The sequence below is a fragment of the Allobosea minatitlanensis genome (genome assembly GCF_964020775.1).
In genome coordinates this window covers 924,595-944,253 of record NZ_OZ224509.1, presented here as the reverse complement: position 1 = coordinate 944,253, position 19,659 = coordinate 924,595, and the positions used below count along the sequence as shown (strand labels likewise).

Below are 19,659 nucleotides of genomic sequence, written 5' to 3'. Positions count from 1 at the left end.
AGGGAGATGGTTGCCCACGCACCGGTTCGCGGGCTGTCGCGCACAGCCCTGGCCAGATGACGGATCGCAACCGTGAAGCCGTTCCGCGGCCGCCTTGAGAGAGACTGCGCCGATCCCCGCCGGCCGGTGCCGGCGGCTTTGCGCGACTTCAGGTGGGAGGACTCGTTTGGCCAATGATCTCGAGATATGCAGCGTTTCGAAGCGCTACGGCGATCCGCCCGGCGGGTTGCTGGCGGTCAGCGACATCAGCCTGAATGTGCGGATGGGCGAATTCGTCTCGATCATCGGGCCGAGCGGCTGCGGCAAGTCGACCCTGTTCGGCATCATCGGTGGGCTCCTTCCCGACTACGAAGGCGAGGTGCGCGTCGGAGGGCGGCGTCATGTCGGGACGCACAAGGACATCGGCATCGTCTTCCAGGAGGAATCCACCCTGCCCTGGCGGACCGTGCTGGCCAATGTCGCGCTTCCCCTGGAGATCCAGGGGGTCCCGCGAGCGGAGCGCGAGGAGCGCGCGCGTCATTATATCGAACTCGTCGGCCTGACCGGCTTCGAGAACAGCCGCCCCGTCGAACTGTCCGGCGGCATGCGGCAGCGGACGGCGATCGCGCGCACCCTGGCCTTCCAGCCAAAGGTGCTACTGATGGACGAGCCCTTCGGCGCGCTCGACGAGCAGACGCGGCTGCTGCTCGGCGACCGGGTGCTCGCCATCCACAAGGAGCTAAAACAGACGACCTTGCTGATCACCCACAACATCACCGAGGCGGTCCAGCTCAGCGATCGGGTGGTGGTGATGTCCTATCGGCCGGGGCGTGTGCTGCGGATCGTCGAAATCGACCTGCCGCGGCCGCGCAGCTCCGACAGCGTCACCGACGAGCGTTTCGGGCGCTACGTCGCCGAGATCTGGGGCGACCTCCGCGCGGAGGCGAGCCGCGGCATGAAGGAAGCCGAGGCGTCACGGGGAAGCGGCCGAAGAGCCGGCTGAATCGAGAGGAGAGAAACGTATGTCAGGACTGCCGATACGATGGTTCACGCCGTCGCGTCGCAGCGTGCTCCAGGGGGCGGGCGCCGCGCTCATCGCGTCGCGGCCGGCCAGGGCCGCCGACAGGATGCGCATCGTCAGCAGCCAGAAGGGCTTCTGGGATACGACGCTCATCCTATTCGGCCAGCAGAAGGGCATCTTCGCCGATAACGGGCTCGAATTCGACATCATCTGGACGGATGGCGGCGCCGACATCCAGCAATCCATCATCGCCGGGTCCACCGATTTCGGTGTGGCGCCCGGCATCCTGGGGGCGCTCAGCGCCTTCGTCAAAGGCGCCCCTGTCGCCGTCACCAACGCCGCGATGACGGGCTCGAGCGACCTGTTCTGGTATGTGCGCGCGGACAGCCCGATCCGCAGCCTCGCCGACTGCGCCGGCAAGACAGTGGCATTCTCGCGCCCGGGCGCCTCGAGCGAGCTCATTGCCGCCACCCTGCTCGACCATGCCGGCGTCAAGGCCAGGCTGGTCGGCGCCGGCGGACCCGGCGCCACCCTCACCCAGGTCATGTCGGGCCAGATCGATGTCGGCTGGTCGGCGCCGACGGTCGGCCTGGCCGAGGAACGTGCCGGGCAACTGCGCATCATCGCCCGCGGCAACGATGCTCCCGGCCTCGCCTCGCAGACGGTTCGCGTCGGCATGACCAACACCAGGTTCCTGACGGAGCGGACGGATTCCATCCGGCGCCTTCTCAAGGGAATCCAGCAGACGATCGAATGGGCCTATTCCGGAGACGAGGCGGTGCAGATGTATGCCGATCTCAACCGCATCGATCTCGCCACCGGCCGGCAGGCGCGGGACGTCAATTATCCGAAGGCGGCGCTGGCGCTGGCCCCGATCGGCAACCTCGAGCTCAGCGTCGCGCAGGCCGTCAAGGACAAGCGGTTGTCCGCTCCGCTGACGCCCGACCAGACCAAGGCCTTCACGGCCAATGTCGGCCGGTTCCTGGCATGACGCGCGGCGGGAGCATCGGCAGCATCGGGTTGCTCGTTGTCGTCGCGGCCGGGCTGGAGGCCCTGTCGCGCAGCGGCCGGGTTTCGGCGTTCGTGATGCCGCCGCCCTCCGAGATCCTGGCCGCCATCCCGGCCCTCGTGCTGCACGAGGGGCTGGGCTACGCGACCTGGCTGACCTTTCAGACCACCTTCGCGGCCACCGCGGCGGCGCTGCTGCTCGGCGTTCCCGCCGGCGCCGTGCTGGCGCGGCGGCGCCTGCTGGGGCAGGCCTACGAACCGTGGCTCGAGGCGGCCTTCGCCGCCCCGATCATTCTGCTCTATCCGCTGTTCCTGATCTTCTTCGGCCGGAGCCTAGTGACCGTGGCGGTGATGGGGTTCGTCGTGGCGGTGATCCCGGTCATCATCAAGACGCGGGAAGGAATCACCGCGGTGAGGCCGGTTCTTCACAATCTCGCGCTGTCGCTCCACATGACGCCGCTGCAAAGCCTCGCCAAAATCGTGCTGCCGGCGGCGCTTCCGACGATCTTCGTCGGTTTGCGGCTGGGACTGATCTACGCGATGATCAACATCGTCGCGGTCGAATTCCTCGTGGGCATCGGCGGTCTCGGCTTTGTCGTCGCCGACATGTACGACCGCTACGATATTCCCTCGATGTATTCGGCCGTCGTCTTCGTCATTGTGCTGAGCAGCCTGTTTTTCTTGCTGATCGAGCGGGGGGAGCGATGGCTACGGCCGGTCTGACTGCGTTCGCCCCGTCCCGATCCGGCGGCGTGACGGTGACCATGATCCGGATGCTGACGCTCGCCGGCCTGCTGGCCGCATATCAGGCGATCTCGTCATCGGGGCTCGTTTTCACCGGCGCCATGCCGAGTCTTTGGGCCATCGGCTCGGCGTTGCTGCGGCAGCTTGCGGATGCCGGCTTCTACGCGCATCTCGGCGTCACCGCCTATGAAGCAGGCACGGGCATCCTGATAGGCGGGAGCGTCGGCGTGCTCTGCGGGATCGCCCTGGGCGTCTCGCGACTGCTGGCCGCGGTGCTCGATCCGTGGGTGCGTGCGCTCGCCCCCGCACCCAAGATCGTTTTCCTGCCCATCCTCATGGTGCTCTTCGGAATCGATACCGGCCCGAAGATCGCGATGGCGGCGATCTCGGCTTTCTTCCCGGTGGTCGTGGCGACCTTCGGCGGCATGCGCAGCGTCAGTCCGATCTTGATCCGGGTCGTGCGCAGCTTCGACGCCTCCCTGCCGCAGCTTGTCCGGCTGGTCTATCTGCCCTCGATCGTGGTGCCCGTGCTCGGCAGCTTGCGGCTCGCCACCGGCGTGGCTCTGATCGGGGCGCTGCTGGCCGAGGTGAAGATGTCCAATCGCGGCCTGGGGTATCTGATCATCCAGGACTACAATGCTTTCCGGACGGCGGAGATGTACGCTCTGCTCATCTCGGTGTTTACCCTCGCACTGGTCGTCAATGCAGCGCTGCGGACGTTCGGGCGCCGCTACGGTGCGGTGTGAACGATCGTTTTTCCTGACGGCCCGCCTTGCGCAGACTTCCGCCTTATCCGATTGGAAGGGACCATGCCTCTCGACAACGCGATCAATATCGCGGACCTTGCTGCCCGCGCGCGACGGCGCCTGCCGCGTGTGGTCTGGGACTATCTCGACGGCGGAGCGGAGGACGAAGCGACGCTGCGCGACAATCGTGCCGCCTTCGAACGGTGGCGGCTGACGCCAAGCGTGCTGACCGGCAACAAGCAGCGCGATCAGTCGGTCGAGCTGTTCGGCAGCCGGTTCCTCGGGCCGTTCATGATCGGGCCGACCGGGCTCAACGGCCTGTTCTGGCCGGATGCGGACCTCGAACTCGCCCGAGCCGCGGCCGATGCGGGCGTCGGTTTCGCATTGTCGACGGCATCGAACAACGCGCTCGAACAGGTCGCCGCGATCGGCGCAGGCACGCGCTGGTTCCAGCTCTACCCCTGGGGTGACGTCAGCTTCGCAAGCCGGCTGCTCGAACGCGCGCGCAACGCCGGGTATCAGGCCGTGATCGTCACCGTCGATACGCTGACGGCCGGCAAGCGCGAGCGCGACCTGCGCAACAATTTCTCGCATGAGTTGCGCCTGACGCCCCGGGTCGTGCTCGACGGTCTCCTTCACCCCGGCTGGCTGGCCAATGTCTGGCTGAACAAAGGGATGCCGCGCTTCGAGAACCTCGCCGAGTTCCTGACGCCCGGCGCCACGGCTGCCGAGCTTGCCGACTTCACGCGCTCGAAGCGCAATCCCGCGTTCTGCTGGGACGATATCGCACGGCTGAAGGAGCGCTGGAACGGGCCGCTGCTCGTCAAGGGAATCCTCTCCGGCGCCGATGCCCTGCGCGCCCGCGAGCACGGCGCCGACGGCGTCATCGTCTCCAACCACGGCGGTCGCCAGCTCGACGGCGCACCGGCCTCCATCGACGCCCTGCCCGAGGTGGTGCAAGCGACGGATGGTCGGATGGTCGTGCTCATGGACGGGGGCATCCGGCGCGGCTCCGACATCGTCAAGGCTGTGGCGCTCGGCGCCGATGCCGTCCTGCTTGGGCGCGCGACTCTGTACGGCGTTGCGGCAGCGGGGCGGGCCGGGGTCGAGCGTGCGCTAGCGATACTGCGGGACGAAGTCGATCGGACCATGGCGTTGACAGGCGTGCGCACCCTCGCGGAGCTTCGCGCGAGGGACATCCTCTTCCCGCATCCGGCGTCCAGGAAGATATCCGCCCGGTCCGAACTCGCGGCGTGCTGAGCGCCACGATCGATGCCTCTTCCCCTCTTTGCCACGCCCGCCCGTTTCCCTCCTCATCCCGCTCGCCTGATGGCGAACCGCGTGGAAAGGTCGCCTCTCCCATGACATTGCTGGCGGCGCGGCTCGGCGAGCTGTTTTCGATTCTGTCCGTCCTGGCCTTCGCCTTCGGCGGGGTCGCGATCGCCAAGGCACGCAAAAGCGGGCCCGGCGACGGAGGGGCCATTCTCTCGGTGGGTTTCACCGCGCTGCTTTCTGCAGTCCTCTGGCTGAGCATGGCGCGGGGTTCTGAGAACCTGGTCGGAAGACCTGGCGCGCTCGCAGGTCTCGCATGGTTCGCGCTTTCGGGACTTCTCGCGACGGCCCTTGCCCGCAGCCTCTATTTCCTGTCGGTACGGGATCTCGGCGCGATCCGCGGTGCCGCGGTCAAGCGCGCCATTCCCTTTTTCTCCGTGCTGTTCGGCGTCGTCTTTCTCGGCGAGATCCTGACCTCGGCCAAGCTCGGCGGCCTTCTGCTGATCGCGATCAGCGTAGCCGCTCTGGTGGCGGTCGATCTCGCGGGCAGCGGAAAGTTTTCTGCACCGGCAGCGGATAAGATCGAACCGCTGGGCTATGTCTGGGGAACGGCTTCGGGTCTCTGTTACGCCTCGGCCTACGTCGCGCGTAAATTCGGTCTCAACCTCGTTCCGGACGGAGCGTTGGGTACCTTCGTCGGAGCCATGGCAGCCATGAGTTACTATATGCTGGCAGCGCTCGTCAGCCGACATCGTCGCAGGACGATCGTCACGGCGCTGATCGCGCGCAATGTCTGGAGCTTAGTCGCGGCGGTATGCTTCGCAGCGGGGCAGATCGCCAACTTTTATGCGATACAGTACACTGCGATCTCGACCGTCGGTGCGATCCAGTCGCTGGAGGTTTTCGTTTCGATGCTGATAGCCGCGTTCCTCCTTCGAACCGAACGCGCTCCGAATCTTATCACCATCGCCGCAGCATTGGTCGCAACTGCAGGGGTGCTGCTGGTCGTCGCCTGACGCCAGCTGCACGATCAACCGCAGATTCAATCAATGTTTACCGCCTGTTGGGCGGTTCTTCCGGCGCGGGGTTGTTCGCGGCGGCCGACAGGATCGCAATGGTATCCTGCTCGGCGGCCGCGGCGCTCTTGTAGCGCGGTGCCGTGGTCACCAGCGGCTTTTCGGCGTCGGCCGGCAGGTAGATCTCGATGGCGAAGCGGCCGGAGGCACGATCCTCGACTGGTTCAATACGGATCGTCGGCATGTCAAATCCTCCCTATTCTCATGAGCGCGAAAGTCTCCTCTGGTATTTTAGGATAGCCGCAGGCCGGTGGTCCAAGACAAAAGCGCTTTGTCAGCCAAGCTTCATGCTCATGGTCGATTTCGGCCGTCGCGGCCATCAGGCTTTCGATCATGGCGGAGCGAACCCGTGTTCACCTCGCTCACAAATGCTCCAGGCCTTTGATTTTGCACCGGCTCTCCCGAAAACCGCGTTACGCTTCCGAAAACCGCCTTACGCTTCTCGGGCCATGCTCTAGCTGGCCGACACCAACCGCAATGGCGCGCGCGAGGCCTCGTTGTTGGATTCGACGAGCCTGGCCAATATGCTCAGGAAGGCCTGCCGGTCATCGGGCGCCAGCGGGGCCAGGATTCGCATCTGGGCTCGCTCGACCAAGGGCTCGGCCTGCACGAGAACCGCCTCACCCTCGGGCGTGAGCCGCAGAACCTTGACGCGCCTGTCGTTGTGATTGCCCGAACGCAGGATGAGCTGTTTCGTCTCGAGACGCTCCAGCACGTTGGCGAGCGTGGAGCGATCGAAAGCGACCAGCGCGGACAACCGCGTCGCGTCGATCCCCGGATTGTCGCGGATGGTGACGAGCGCGGCATATTGCACCGGCGTCATGTCCAGGGACGCGCATTCGTCGAGGAAGATCGAGACTGCGATCTGCTGGGCGCGCCTGATCAGATGACCGGGCATCGAATAGAGATTCTGGCTCGCCATTCTATGATCTCCGCCTCGCCTTCGTCCCGCAACGGCGGCAATCCATGCCCAGAGCAACCTCCCGCGGCAAGCGGGACCGGTCTTCCTCTTTCACTTCGCCGGTCCGATCTCCCCCGCGACCAGCATGAAGGACGCGAAGAAGGCCGAGAGCGCTGCCCCGTCTGCGAGCGGCAGGATCTCCGCGACATATTGGTCCGGCCTGACGACGACGACGCAGCCGGCCTCGCGGCGGACGCCGCGCAGATCGAAGATGTCCTGCCCCGAGCGCGTGTCGGCACAGAACAGCTTTTCATAGTCCCATAGACCGTAGCGCCCCTTCGCCGGCCGCAGAAAGGCCGGGACGCGGGCCATATCGACCTCGCGATGGTTCTGCTGCAGCACCGCCAGCACGTCGATCACGGCGTCGACATCCTGTCCCGGCGGCGTATGGCGCCGGACGGGCGACGATTCGTCGGCATCGAGGAAACGGCAGAGCTTCATCAGCTCCGATCCGGCCTCGAAAGGGTCGCCCGCATCGGCGAAGGCGACCAGGCGCCAGCGTCCGTCCGCCTTCGCACAATGGCCCAGTTCCACCGGCTTTGCGTCCGCCAGCCGTACGACCGGGGCCGAATGCAGCCGCATGCCGAGCGGAAAGCCGCTTGCCAGAGCCTGGTGCCGGCCATCGCCGCAGATCAGCGAGGGCTTGTAGCGGACGGCCGTGCCGGCTGTGAACCGCGCCTGCTTGACGAAATAGCGCTGGAACTCGGCAGGATTGACGGCATCATCCTGGTTGCCGGCCCCCGTTTTGGGACGGGCGCTGAACATCCGGGCGAACTCGCGGTCGAAATCGATCAGCTCCTTTGCGACGGCATGGCGCTCGATCGAATATGTGTCGAGCAGCCGCGGCGAGGCCTGTCCCCGGATGACGGCCGCCAGCTTCCAGCCGAGATTGAAGGCATCGCCCATCGAGACGTTCATGCCCTGCCCCGCCTTGGGGCTGTGGGTGTGACAGGCATCCCCGGCGATAAAGACGCGCGGCCGGCGATCCTCCCCGGCCGGGACGTCGTCGAACTTGTCGCATAACCGCTGGCCGATCTCGTAGACCGACCACCAGGCGATCTCCTTCACATCGAGGGAATAAGGACTGATGATGCGCCGGGCTGCCGCAACGAGCCGGTCCGCGGTGATCGCGCGGGCCGAGACCCGCTCGTTTTCGGCGAGCTTGTCGAGCTCGATATAGAAGCGCACGAGATAGCCGCCCTCGCGCGGGATGATCAGCATGCTGCCTTCCTCGGCGGAGTGGATGGCGCTCTTCAGGCGGATATCCGGAAAATCGGTGACCGCGAGGACATCCATCACGCCCCAGGCCTGATTGGCCGAGTCGCCGGTCAGGCTGCGGGCGAGCGCCTTTCGCACGGCGCTGCGCGCACCGTCGCAACCGACCACGTAGCGGGCCTTGACGACCTCCACCGTTCCCCGGCCTTCGGAGCCCACCCGCTCCAGCCTCACCGCGACCGGATGGGACCGGCGGCCGTCGCCATCCCCGCCCGCGATCTCGAGATCGACAAAGCGCAACTCATAATGCGGCTCGAGGCCGAGGGGCGCATTGCGCATGGTCTCGAGGAGAAAATCGTGCACGCGCGCCTGATTGAGGATGACATGCGGAAACTCGGACAGGCCGTCCTCTGTATCCTGGATGCGGCCGTGGCGGATGATCTTGCCGGCATCCGCCTCATCGGGTTTCCAGAAGGTCGTCTCGTTGACCCAATAGGCTTCCTTCACGACACGTTCGGCAAAGCCGAAGGCCTCGAACATCTCCATCGTGCGGCAGGCGATGCCGTCCGCCTGCCCGATCTGGAGCGGTCCGGACTTCTGCTCGACGATGCAGGCGCTGAGATCGGGAAAGGCGGCGAGCTGGGCCGCCAGGACCAGCCCCGCCGGGCCGCAGCCGACGATCATGACATCGACCTCCCGCGGCAGGCTCCGGTCGCCTCCGGACGCCGGGATCGTCCGGACCGCCGGATCCCCCGGCCTGAAACCATCGAGATGAAATTGCACGGGCGCTTCCAGGATCTCGGAACGGTTTGCGGTTCAGCCGGGCACGGCCTCGCAGCGAATGCGCGCTTTCTCGAGCCAGAGATCCCAGGGCCGCTGCATCTGACCCTCGACCTTGTCGACGCAGGCGCGGCACTCGCCCTCGGTCAGGAAGGTGACCTCGCCGAGCTGCATCGCCTGCAACTGGTAGCGTGCGTTCAGCTCCGCATAGACCGCGCGATAGACGGCACGCTTGATCGAATCGCCGACGACGGTCGAACCGTGCCCCCGCATCAGCACGATATCGCTTGAAGAGAAATGCCGCGCCAGCGCCGCGCCGATGTCGTTGTTACTGATCAGCAGATCCGTCGCCTCGCCGGCCACCTCCCGGATCTCGAAAACCGGCGCACGGAGCCCGATGAAGCCCGCCATGTGGAACAGCGGACGCAGATGCGCGCCCTTGACGACGCTGAGCGGCACGATCGAATGCGAGTGGCTATGGATCACCGCCTGGACGTCCGGCCGCGCCTTGAAGATCTCGGAATGGATGAAGCGTTCGAGATAGACCTTGCGCCCCTTCGCGTTCACCGCCTCGCCATCGAGCGTGAACTCCACCAGATCGTCGCGAGTGACCCTTCCCGGCGCCATGTTGCGGGCGAGGAAGAAACGGTCCGGCCGATTGTCGTGCCGGACGCTGACATGGCCGAAGGCATCGACGACACCCTGGTCGAACAGGATGTGATTGGCTGCCACCAGTTCGTCGAGCAAGGCAGGCGAAACGTCGCCCGAAGCGCCGCCGACGTCAGGAACCGCAACCGCGGCCTGGCTTTCAGACTCGTTGCGACACATGGCCCGTCCTCCCTTGGAAGCTGTTCCGCCTTGTCTCTCCGCGACGGCCTCAGCGGAGGCTGGAGAATATGAGAGCACTGAATATCAGCATACAGATCAATTACAAACCTTATCGGCGCATTTTCGAGCAGAGCGGAACGCCTCCGCATAAAAACGACGAATCAGATGCTTGGGGCGCTTTGACGGAGGTACGGAACGCAATGGCCGGCCACGGCTTCACGCGGCTTCCGCTTGGCGCGATGCTCAACCAGGTCGGCGATACCCGGACCTTCCTTGCCCCGCTCCGGGTCAGGCGACGCGCCGCAGATGCGCCTCCTCCGCCGCGGCCGTCCGGAATTGCGCGACCAATCCGTGAAGCCGGTCGATCTGGACGGCGAGAGCCACTGCCGATGCCGAGCTTTGCTCGGCGAGCGCGGCGTTCTGCTGGGTCATCTCATCCATATGCGCCACGACCTGGCTCACCTCGTCGATTCCGCTCGCCTGCTCGTCGCAGGCGACCGAGATCTGGGACACGTTTCCGACGACCCGATCGGACGCCTCGACGATCCGCGCGAGCGTGTCGCCGGCCTGACGCACGAGCGCCACGCCCTGCTCGACCTCGCGCGTCGACGAGGAAATCAGCGTGCCGATGTCCTTGGCGGCGTCCGCAGCGCGCTGCGCCAGCGTCCGCACTTCGGTTGCAACCACCGCGAAACCGCGGCCGGCATCGCCGGCGCGGGCGGCCTCGACCGCAGCGTTGAGGGCAAGCAGGTTCGTCTGGAACGCGATTTCCTCGATGACATTGGTGATTGCCGCCACGCGGCCGGCGGTCGTTTCGATCTGTGACATGGCGGTGACGGCCTGGCCGATGATCGTACCTCCCTCCGTCGCGACCGAGCGCGCCGCTTCTGCATCGGCGACCACCAGTTTGGAGGAGCGGGCCGTCGATTTCACGGAAGCGGCCAGTTGCTCCGTCGTGGCTGCGGTCTCCTCCAGTGAAGCGGCCTGCTGCTCCGTGCGCTGCGCCAGATCATCCGCGCCAGTCTTGATCTCGGTGGAGGAGACCTGCACCTCCTGCGCCGTCTTCTGAATCGTCGCCACCGCGGTGCTCAGCCTGTTCGCGGTGCGGTTGATCGCCGTCTTCAACTGATCGAGCCGCCCGCGGTAATCACGGTTCACATCCTGGACGAGATCGCCCTCCGCGATCGCTTTCAGCACCCGCTCGAAATCGCCGGTGGCGTCGTCGACGACGGCATTGATCCGGTTGATGCCATCGGCGAGGGCGCGCAGCGAAGGATCGTCCGCGACGACCTGGACGCGCCCGGTGAAATCCCCCTCCGCAGCGCGATGGACGACCTCGCCGACCGACGCGACGACCTCGGACATCGCCTGCGCGCGCTCCGCGCGTGCATTCAGCGCCCTGCGCTCCTCCAGCTCCAGATCGCGGACCTTCAACGCATTGGCCCGGAAGACGTCGAGCGCGGCCGCCATGCGGCCGATCTCGTCGGAACGGTCGGCAAACGGGACGGTCGTGTCGAGGGTGCCGTCCGCGATCTCCGTCATCGAAGCCGCAAGGCGGCCGAACAGCGAGCGGATCACGCGGCTCACCCGCAAGGCCAGCCCCACCGCAAGCAGGATGACGACGACCGATGCCGCCCCGTAAAGAAGGAAGCTGCGATAGCTCGAGTCGAGCAGCTCCGCGGTCTGCACCGATAAGCTGTTGCGCATCTCCTCGATCTGCTTCAGCCAGAAGGCCCGGCGCGCCTGGTCGGCCTTCGTCCAGCCGGGTGCATCCTTGGGATCGAGCTTGTCGTAGCCGGCATCGAGCAGCAGCGGCCGCACGCGGTTGATCAGCTGATAGTCGGCGGATCCGAGGAAATCCTTGTATTGCGCGATGTGCTCCGGCCGCGCGAACGCTTCGAACTGCCGCCCGAAGATCTGCTGGAGCTCCACGCCCCGGTGCATGACGCGAAACAGCGACTGGCTCAGCTTGCCCGTCTGGAATGCGATCTCGCCGCGGCCGCCTTCGTTAAGACTGCCGGTGCTGATCTCAAGGGCCGCATGCAGCGCCAGGATCGGCCGGGCGATCTCGCTGTTGTCGACCGCGCCGGCGATACGTCCCACGAGCTCATTGGCGAGATTGCTGCTGTTCTGCAGGAATGCGCCCATCTGCGAGCGATCCGTCTCGCGGCGCATGGCCTTCTGCCGGATCTCGCCGAGGAGCTGGCGCTGCTCGAGTATCCTCCGCAACAACCCGGCCGTTTCGGGATTGGGGATCTGCGCGGCCCCGGCAGCGAGCTCGATGCGCTGGAAGGCCTCGTCCGTCAGGGGCCATTGCGTTTCCATTTTGGCGCGCGCCTCGGCCGTACCCTGAGCGAGATAGGGATAGGCGGCCCTGCCTTCGTTCGGGATCGCGGTCGCCGAGAAGATCGTCGTCGCGTCCACGAGCGCCTGCAGATGCGAGGCCCTCCGGACCTCCTGATAGGTGCGGAAACTCTGGTAGGCGAGGATCGCGCCAAAGCACACCAGTGCCAGGAGAGGCACGAGCGTCAGGCAATGAAGCAGATTGCCAAGTCGGATTTTGTGCATTTTGTCCGCCCCGTTCAGAGGCGAGGATCGTTGCTTAGAAACCTAAATTTTCTCTGTGCCGCCGATGGGCGCCTTCCCACAAGCGACCTCCTCCACAGCCGCGCCCAAAGGCTCAGAACGCCGAACACAGCCGGCTGCCAGGATGCCGGCGGCCCGACGGCGAACCTGCTTACGCCGTTGAGCTCATTATTTTTTCTGTCGCGCAACATCGCGATTGGTAGGACGATCGAGCGGCCGGGACAGGGACGAGCCACCCAATCGAGACAAACGACATCTTTCAGACCAAACAATTCAGTTTGACAGAATTCTGGGCCTCGATTTGCGGCTTTTCGCGAAACTGAAGCGTGCGCGGCAGCGTCGCTTCCGGTCAATTTTCTAATCGAATCTCGTACACGCTCCGGTCGGCGCATGAGCGCAAATTCCCCAGGAAATCCCTTGTTCCGGGCTGTACGGCAGCAAAACGCACCCAAATCCGTGCAGCATGGCAGGAAGAAGCAAGAGGCGAACGCATTCCACCTTTCATGCGAAATCGCCGCGGCTCTCGCCGCGCCGCCAACCCGAGGCGCAGTTTCGGAAGACCCAAAAGCTTCGATAGCTAAGGAAACGACCTTGACAAGCCGGCCGAGGGACGAATGGTATTCGTTATGACGGTATACCATTCGGCCGCGATGAACGGTTGGAATGATAACGAGGGGAAAACGCAAGAAATGGTCCAACCCTGCGACCTCACGGCTTCCGAAGCCCGCTTCCTGATCGGCGCCAAACAGCTCTCCCCGGTCGAACTGCTCACGTCCTGCCTCGCCCGGATCGAGGACGCCAACGAAGCCGTGAACGGTGTCGTCGCCATCGACAAGGAAGGGGCGCGGGCCGCCGCCGAAAGGGCTGAAAAGGCGGTCCTGGCCGGCGAGGAGCTGGGCCCGCTGCATGGCCTGCCGATCGGCATCAAAGATCTCAACGATACGGCCGGCTTGCGCACGACCTACGGCTCGCGGCTCTATGAGCAGCACGTGCCCGCCGAGGACGAGCATCTGGTCGCCAATCTGCGCCGCAAGGGCGCCATCGTCTTTGCGAAGACCAACACTCCCGAATGGGGCGCCGGCGGCAACACCTTCAATCCCGTCTATGGCGTCAGCGGCAACCCGTTCGATGTGAGCCTGACCTGCGGCGGCTCCTCCGGCGGCTCCGCGATCGCGCTGTCGCTCGGCATGATGCCGCTCGCCCACGGCTCCGACAACGCCGGCAGCCTGCGCATCCCGGCCGCCTATTGCGGCGTTGTGGGTTTCCGCCCGACGGCGGGCATCGTCGCGTCCGAGAAGCGGCTGATCGGCCTGTCGCACCTGCCGGTGCAAGGGCCGATGGCCCGCACGAGCGAGGATGTGCGCCTGCTGCTGCGTGCGATGGCGACGTCGGCGAGCATCGACGCGCTGGCCACGCCGCTCGACGAGAAGGACGACGCGCCCGTCGACGTCTCGAGGTTGAAAGTGGCCTTCTCGCAGGATCTGGGTTTCGCCCCCTGCGAGGAAGGGCTGCGCCGCACCTTCGACGAACGGACGGCCGCCTTCGCATCCATCTTCCGCGAGACGGCGGTCGCGCATCCCGATTTCGGCGAGGTCCGGCGCGTCTACGAGATCCTGCGCGCCGTGAACTATATCGGCATGTTCGCCGACCGCCAGAAGGACAAGCCCAGGCAATGGGGACCGCTCGTTCAGCAGAACCTGGACCATGCCGCGCGCTTCTCCCTGGAGGACGCTTCGCTGGCCTTCATCGAGCAGAACCGCATCTACCAGCGCGTGCAGGCTTTCTTCCGCGAGTTCGACCTGCTGATCACGCCGACCGTCGGAGCCTATCCCTGGCCCAAGCACGACATGTATCCCGCCGAGATCGGGGGCGAGCCGATCGCCAACTATTTCGACTGGGTCGGGCTGACCTACGCGATCACGCTGATCAATCACCCCTGCATCTCGATTCCGTGCGGGCGCGATGATCGGGGCCTGCCCTTCGGCCTCCAGATCATCGGTCGCAGGAACGCGGACCTGCATCTGGTGCGTGTCGCCGAGGCGATCGAGAAGGTTCTCGCGCCGTCGCCCGCGCTGGCGAGGCCGCTGCCCGACCTGAGCTATGTGCGGACGGTACAGGTGAACGACCGCATGCAGCCCGTCGTCGCGGCCGGCTGATGTGAGCGGCACTGACGACCGGCAGCGGAGCCGGTCCCGTGCCGAGCGGGGGGAGCCAGGATGCTTCGACATATCGCAGGACGAGTTCTGGGAGCCGTTCCGGTCGTCCTCCTCGTCGCATTGGGGATCTTCGCCCTCGTCAGGCTCGCTCCCGGCGACGCGGCGAGCACGCTGGCGGCCGAGGATGCGACCGAGGCCGATCTCGCCCGCATGCGGGCGCAATGGGGGCTGGACCAACCCCTGCTGGTCCAGTTCTTCTATTTCCTGTCGAATCTGGCGCGACTCGATTTCGGCACCTCCTATCGCTACCACGCGCCCGTGACCGAGCTCATCGGTCAGCGCTTGCCTGCCACCATCGAACTCGCGGTGATCGCGCTGCTCATCGCCGCCGCGATCGCCGTCCCGCTCGGCGTCGCCACGGCGCTGCGCAAGGGCAGCTGGCTCGACGGTCTCGGTTCGCTCGTCGCGGTGCTCGGCGTGAGCGCCCCGTCCTTCTGGGTCGGCATTCTGCTGGTCCTGTTCGTCTCGGGCTATCTGAACCTGCTGCCTTCGAGCGGACGCATTCCACTGGACGTCCCGCTGCGCGAGGTGACGGGCTTCGTGCTGATCGACAGCCTTCTGCAGGGCCAGCTCGGCCTCTTCCGCCAGGGGCTCCAATACATCCTGCTGCCGGCCACGACGCTCGCCTTCGGCATGATCGGCATCATCGCGCGCATCTCGCGCTCGGCGGTGATCGACGTCGGACAGGAAGAATTCGTCGTCACCGCCGTCGCCAAGGGGCTGAAGCGGCGGGAGGTCGTCCGCAGCCATCTTCTGCCGAATGCAACGGTGCCGATCATCACCATCATCGGCCTCGAGCTCGGGACCCTTATCAGCGGCAGCATCGTGGTCGAGGTCGTCTTCTCCTGGCCCGGACTCGGCTCGCTGCTCTACTCGGCCGTCACCTCGCGCGACATCCCGCTGACCACCGGGATCGTCGTCTCCTACACGTTCATCTTCATCTTCCTGAACGTTCTCGTCGATCTGGTCTATGTCCTGATCGACCCCCGCCTCAGGGTCGGGAGGACCTGACCATGCAGGCCTGGCGCTTCCTCGAACTCAAATTCATCATCGGCGTGGTCTGTCTCGGCAGCATCGTCGTGCTGGCGCTTTTCGGCGGCCTCATTGCCGGGCACGACCCCAATGAGCAGAACCTGCTGTTTGCGCTCGAACCGCCTTTCGGCACGGAAGGCGGCTACCTTCTCGGCACCGACCATCTCGGGCGCGACCTCTTATCGCGCATGACGTCGGGAGCGCGGGTATCGCTGGCCATCGCCGGTTCGGTCGTCGTGCTCTCCGGCGTCGTGGGCGTGCTGGTCGGAGCTCTTTCGGGCTACCTCTCGGGAACACGCGACATCCTCATCCAGAAAGTCGTCGAGACGTTCTGGGCGTTTCCTCCGATCCTGCTCGCGATCGCGATCCTCGCCTTCTTTGGACCCAGCCTGACCAATGTCATCATTGCGCTGACGATCCAGCGCTGGATCCCTTACTGCCGGATCGCGCGGGCCCAGGCGCTGATGCTGCGCTCGCGGGAATACATCTCCGCCGCCAAGATCATGGGAGGCGGCACGATCTGGGTGCTGCGTCATCATGTCCTGCCCAACCTGCTCGCCTCGGCCATCATCATCGGCACCTTCACGATGGCGACCGCGATCCTGGCGGAATCGAGCCTGAGCTTTCTGGGGCTGGGCGTTCCGCCCAGCGTCCCGACCTGGGGCGGCATGCTGGCGGAGGGACGCTCCTACATCACGCGCGCCTGGTGGCTCGCGGTTCTGCCGGGGCTGGGCATCTTCCTGACCGTGCTCGGCCTCAACCTGCTCGGCGACTGGCTGCGCGACCAGCTCGACCCCAGGGCGGCGCTGAATCTGTCCTGAGGAACGCGGCATGCATGATACATCCCGGACGGCCGGTGCAGTCCTCGAAGCAGAGGAGCTCTCGCTGTTCCTGCGCGCAGGACACGGCGCCGAGCTGAAGATCGTCGACGGCGTCAGCTTTTCGATCGCACGGGGCGAATTCTACGCGCTCGTGGGCGAAAGCGGCTCGGGCAAGACCGTGATCGCCCGCTCGCTGATGCGGCTCTTCCCGCCGAACACGCTGCGCATGGAAGGTCGTCTCGTTCTGGACGGCGTCGACCTGACCACGGCGCCTGCGAACCGCGTGCAGCAGATGCGGGGCCGCAGCGTCAGCATGATCTTCCAGGAGCCGATGACCTCGCTCAACCCGTTGATGACGGTGGAGCGGCAGATCGACGAGGCGATCGCCGTCGCAGGCGGACTGGGCAGGCGCGAACGTCGCGAGCGGGTCGTCGAGCTGCTGGCGGACGTCCAGTTCGCGAATCCCGAAAGCGTGAGGAGCATGTATCCCCACGAGCTCAGCGGCGGCATGCGGCAGCGCGCGATGATCGCGATGGCGCTCGCCAACAATCCCTCCCTGCTGATCGCCGACGAACCGACGACCGCCCTCGACGTGACGATCCAGCAGGAGATCCTGCAGCTGCTGCTGCGGCTGCGCGATCAGCACGGGCTGTCGATCCTGTTCATCTCGCACGATCTTTCGCTGGTGCGCCGCTTCGCCGATCGCATCGGCGTCCTCTATGGCGGGGTGCTCATGGAAACGGGCCCGGCGCATGGGCTGATCGATCACCCGACGCATCCCTATTCGCGCGCATTGATCGGCTGCATCCCGCGCCGGCGCGAAGCCGGCAGACGGCAGGCCGGCATCGAAGGTCTGGTGCCGGGCGTCGCCGACTGGTTCGACGGCTGCCGCTTTGCCCCGCGCTGCCCGCGCGTGGGCGAAGATTGCCGGCACGGCCGGATCGAGATGACCTCCACCCGGCCCGCCCAGGCCGCGCGATGCCTGTACCCGCTATGACCGTTCCTTCCGCTCCCGTCCTGCGCGCCGAACATATCGGCAAGACCTACCAGGGGCGCAGCAGGCTGTTCGCCCAGGGGACCGGCGTCACGGCTCTCACCGACGTCTCCTTCGAGGTGGGACCGGGAGAGATCCTCGGCATCGTTGGGGAATCGGGCTGCGGGAAATCGACCCTGGCGCGCATCATCGTCGGGCTGGAACAGGCGAGCGTCGGCCGCCTCGTCGCCGGCGACGCCACGCTCGTCGACGTGGCCGAGGGCGTCTTCGTTCCGCCGGCGGCGCGGCGGATCCAGATGGTGTTCCAGGACCCGTATTCGTCGCTCAACCCGAGGATGAAGGTGGGCGATGTCGTCAGCGAGGGACTGAGGATCGCCGGCGAGACGAATCGAGGACTTCTGGCCGACCGCGTGGCCGGGATGCTGCGGCTCGTCGGGTTGCCGGCCGAGGCCGCCTCCCGCTATCCGTTCCAGTTCAGCGGCGGCCAGCGGCAGCGGATCGGCATCGCCCGCGCGCTGATCACCGAGCCGCGCATCCTGATCGCGGACGAAGCAGTTTCCGCGCTCGACGTCTCGGTTCAGATGCAGATCCTGAACCTGCTGCTCGATATCCGGGATCGACTCCGGATTGCCGTGCTGTTCATCAGCCATGACATCGGGGTCATCGAATATCTTTGCGACAAGGTCATTGTTCTCGCGCAAGGCAAGATAGTCGAATCCGGTGCTGCTGGCGCGGTAATCTCAGAACCTTCTCATGCCTACACGAAGAAGCTCATCGAGGCCGTACCCAGAATCCAGGATTGAATTGCCTAACACATCGCCAACACATTGACCCATGTCGGAGGACCGAAGATGATTGACTGCCGAAAGCCTTCGCTTCGAATCGCCGTTCTCGCCGCCGCACTCGCATCGGCCTTTTCGGCATCCGCTCAGACGGACAATGACACGCTCGTTGTCACGACCACGGACACGTTGGTCACGCGGCATCCCTATGCCGAAAGCAGCGCGCAAATGTATTCTGTATGGTGCCAAGTCTACGGCTGCCTCGGTCGCTACAACTATGCCGCGCGCAAATTCGAGGGCTTGCTTGCCGAGCGCTGGGAGCAGCTCGACGTCCTGACCTGGCGATTTCACCTCCGGCGCGATCTCGTCCGGCATGATGGCGGCCCCGGCCCGACGACCGCGGACGTCCTGCATTCCTACAATCAGGTCATGACCGATCCGCAAAGCCAGGGACGCTTCTATCTGTCCAGCGTCAAGGAAATCAGGCGGGTCGATGACCACGCCTTCGATGTCATCACGAAAGAACCCGCCTCGTCTCTGCTCGGCCAGCTCTTCGACAAGTTCACGATCACGAGCGAGGAGATCTTCAAGAAAGAGGGCGGCGTCGCCAGCTACAACACCGCACCGATCGGCTGGGGCCCCTACAAGCTCCGCAATTTCGCGATCAGCGAGCGCATCACGCTGGACCGCAACGAGGCTTATCCGGGAAAGGTCGAGACCGCGCCGCGCACGGTCGTCTTCCGCCGTATCCAGGAGCCGGACCAGCGCGTCACCGCCCTGCTCAACGGCGAAGTCCACATCGCCCGGCTCATTCCCCCGCAGCTCGTCGGCCGGCTCGACAACGTTCCGGCCGTGGAGGTGCGGCGCGCGCCTTCCAACGAGCCGATGTTCATCGGTTTCAATGCAAAGATTAAGCCGTGGGACGATCCCCGCGTGCGCCGAGCCGCCGCGATGGCGATCAACAAGGACATCATCATCCAGCGCATTCTGTTCGGCATGGCCAGTCGGCTCGACGGCCCGGTCGGGACCGAGCAGGTCTGCTACACCGCCCCGATTGCGAACAAGACGCCCTACGACGTGCAGGGCGCACGCAAGCTGCTGGCGGAGGCCGGCTACGCAAATGGCGGCCCGGCGGTCGACTTCTATACCGCGGCTGGACGCTACATTTCCGACCGGCAGGTCGGCGAGGCGATCACCCAGATGTTGAACCAGGCCGGTTTCAAGGTCACGCTGCACACTCCGGAGTTCGCAAGCCTGTGGGCGAATGTGCGAACCGGGAAAGCGCCGATGTACTATATGGGCCGCGGGCTGGCGCTCGAGCCGTCGGAGTGGCTGTCCCAGTATTTCGAAACGGGCGTCACGCCGCGCATCAGCTACTCCAATCCGCAGCTCGACGCCCTGTTCGACAGGGAGAGGAAGACCTTCGCCTTCGAAGAGCGCTGCAAGATCATCCGGGACATCAGCCAGCTCATCGACACCGAGGCGCCAGCCATCTTCCTGTGGAATCACCAATACGTCAGCGGCGTCCGCAAGAGCGTCCGCTTCGTGCCCGACGCTTCGGGAGAACTCTGGCTGCCGGATGTCGGCCTATGAGACGC

At 65.5% G+C, this 19,659-nt stretch carries 17 protein-coding genes; 12 read left to right on the top strand and 5 right to left on the bottom strand.

Annotated features, from left to right (window positions below):
• Positions 1 to 166: 166 nt before the first annotated feature.
• The 6 genes from ACWH43_RS04490 to ACWH43_RS04465 all read left to right on the top strand — a co-directional run bounded on the left by ACWH43_RS04490 (position 167) and on the right by ACWH43_RS04465 (position 5,786).
• Positions 167 to 982: an ABC transporter ATP-binding protein gene (locus tag ACWH43_RS04490; RefSeq protein ID WP_260348611.1), complete on the top strand. Its 816-nt coding sequence runs from the start codon at positions 167 to 169 to the stop codon at positions 980 to 982.
• A 19-nt stretch (positions 983 to 1,001) separates the two neighbouring features.
• The gene (locus ACWH43_RS04485; RefSeq protein ID WP_260348623.1) at positions 1,002 to 1,991 is read left to right on the top strand and encodes an ABC transporter substrate-binding protein; all 990 of its coding nucleotides are present in this window, start codon (positions 1,002 to 1,004) and stop codon (positions 1,989 to 1,991) included.
• Positions 1,988 to 2,731, top strand: a complete 744-nt coding sequence (locus ACWH43_RS04480; protein ID WP_260348628.1) for an ABC transporter permease — start codon at positions 1,988 to 1,990, stop codon at positions 2,729 to 2,731. Before ACWH43_RS04485 ends, ACWH43_RS04480 begins: the two co-directional genes overlap by 4 nt.
• Before the next feature lie 29 nt (positions 2,732 to 2,760).
• Positions 2,761 to 3,498: an ABC transporter permease gene (locus ACWH43_RS04475; RefSeq protein ID WP_260348632.1), complete on the top strand. Its 738-nt coding sequence runs from the start codon at positions 2,761 to 2,763 to the stop codon at positions 3,496 to 3,498.
• A gap of 63 nt (positions 3,499 to 3,561) precedes the next feature.
• Positions 3,562 to 4,758, top strand: a complete 1,197-nt coding sequence (locus ACWH43_RS04470; protein ID WP_260348635.1) for an alpha-hydroxy acid oxidase — start codon at positions 3,562 to 3,564, stop codon at positions 4,756 to 4,758.
• Positions 4,759 to 4,859: 101 nt separating this feature from the next.
• Positions 4,860 to 5,786: a DMT family transporter gene (locus tag ACWH43_RS04465; RefSeq protein ID WP_260348639.1), complete on the top strand. Its 927-nt coding sequence runs from the start codon at positions 4,860 to 4,862 to the stop codon at positions 5,784 to 5,786.
• A 37-nt stretch (positions 5,787 to 5,823) separates the two neighbouring features.
• On the opposite strand, the gene ACWH43_RS04460 is transcribed toward ACWH43_RS04465, so the two are convergent.
• From ACWH43_RS04460 to ACWH43_RS04440, 5 genes are all read right to left on the bottom strand, one after another.
• On the bottom strand, positions 5,824 to 6,030 hold the full coding sequence (locus tag ACWH43_RS04460) for a hypothetical protein (protein WP_260348641.1): 207 nt from the start codon (positions 6,028 to 6,030) through the stop codon (positions 5,824 to 5,826).
• A gap of 270 nt (positions 6,031 to 6,300) precedes the next feature.
• Positions 6,301 to 6,768 carry a MarR family winged helix-turn-helix transcriptional regulator gene (locus tag ACWH43_RS04455; protein ID WP_260348652.1) on the bottom strand — a complete coding sequence of 156 codons (468 nt, stop codon included), beginning with the start codon at positions 6,766 to 6,768 and terminating at the stop codon, positions 6,301 to 6,303.
• A gap of 90 nt (positions 6,769 to 6,858) precedes the next feature.
• Entirely contained in the window at positions 6,859 to 8,805 is a 1,947-nt protein-coding gene (locus ACWH43_RS04450) for an FAD-binding monooxygenase (RefSeq protein WP_260348660.1), read from the bottom strand.
• A gap of 33 nt (positions 8,806 to 8,838) precedes the next feature.
• Positions 8,839 to 9,534, bottom strand: coding sequence for a class II aldolase/adducin family protein (locus ACWH43_RS04445; RefSeq protein WP_260348662.1), 696 nt, complete (start codon positions 9,532 to 9,534; stop codon positions 8,839 to 8,841).
• A gap of 384 nt (positions 9,535 to 9,918) precedes the next feature.
• A complete protein-coding gene (locus ACWH43_RS04440; protein WP_260348670.1) occupies positions 9,919 to 12,198 on the bottom strand; it encodes a methyl-accepting chemotaxis protein in 2,280 nt (759 codons plus the stop codon).
• Between the two features lie 707 nt (positions 12,199 to 12,905).
• Between ACWH43_RS04440 and ACWH43_RS04435 the strand changes: the two genes are divergently transcribed.
• From ACWH43_RS04435 to ACWH43_RS04410, 6 genes are read left to right on the top strand one after another with little or no spacing between them, the layout of a single operon-like run.
• A complete protein-coding gene (locus ACWH43_RS04435) occupies positions 12,906 to 14,372 on the top strand; it encodes an amidase (RefSeq protein WP_260348673.1) in 1,467 nt (488 codons plus the stop codon).
• Positions 14,373 to 14,432: 60 nt separating this feature from the next.
• Positions 14,433 to 15,443: an ABC transporter permease gene (locus tag ACWH43_RS04430; RefSeq protein ID WP_260348678.1), complete on the top strand. Its 1,011-nt coding sequence runs from the start codon at positions 14,433 to 14,435 to the stop codon at positions 15,441 to 15,443.
• A gap of 2 nt (positions 15,444 to 15,445) precedes the next feature.
• Positions 15,446 to 16,285: an ABC transporter permease gene (locus tag ACWH43_RS04425; protein WP_260348686.1), complete on the top strand. Its 840-nt coding sequence runs from the start codon at positions 15,446 to 15,448 to the stop codon at positions 16,283 to 16,285.
• 10 nt (positions 16,286 to 16,295) lie between these two features.
• Complete coding sequence (locus ACWH43_RS04420) at positions 16,296 to 17,282, top strand: ABC transporter ATP-binding protein (RefSeq protein ID WP_260348688.1); 987 nt, start codon at positions 16,296 to 16,298, stop codon at positions 17,280 to 17,282.
• The gene (locus tag ACWH43_RS04415) at positions 17,279 to 18,082 is read left to right on the top strand and encodes an ATP-binding cassette domain-containing protein (protein WP_260348691.1); all 804 of its coding nucleotides are present in this window, start codon (positions 17,279 to 17,281) and stop codon (positions 18,080 to 18,082) included. Before ACWH43_RS04420 ends, ACWH43_RS04415 begins: the two co-directional genes overlap by 4 nt.
• Before the next feature lie 48 nt (positions 18,083 to 18,130).
• A complete protein-coding gene (locus tag ACWH43_RS04410) occupies positions 18,131 to 19,654 on the top strand; it encodes an ABC transporter substrate-binding protein (RefSeq protein WP_260348696.1) in 1,524 nt (507 codons plus the stop codon).
• Positions 19,655 to 19,659 lie beyond the last annotated feature (5 nt).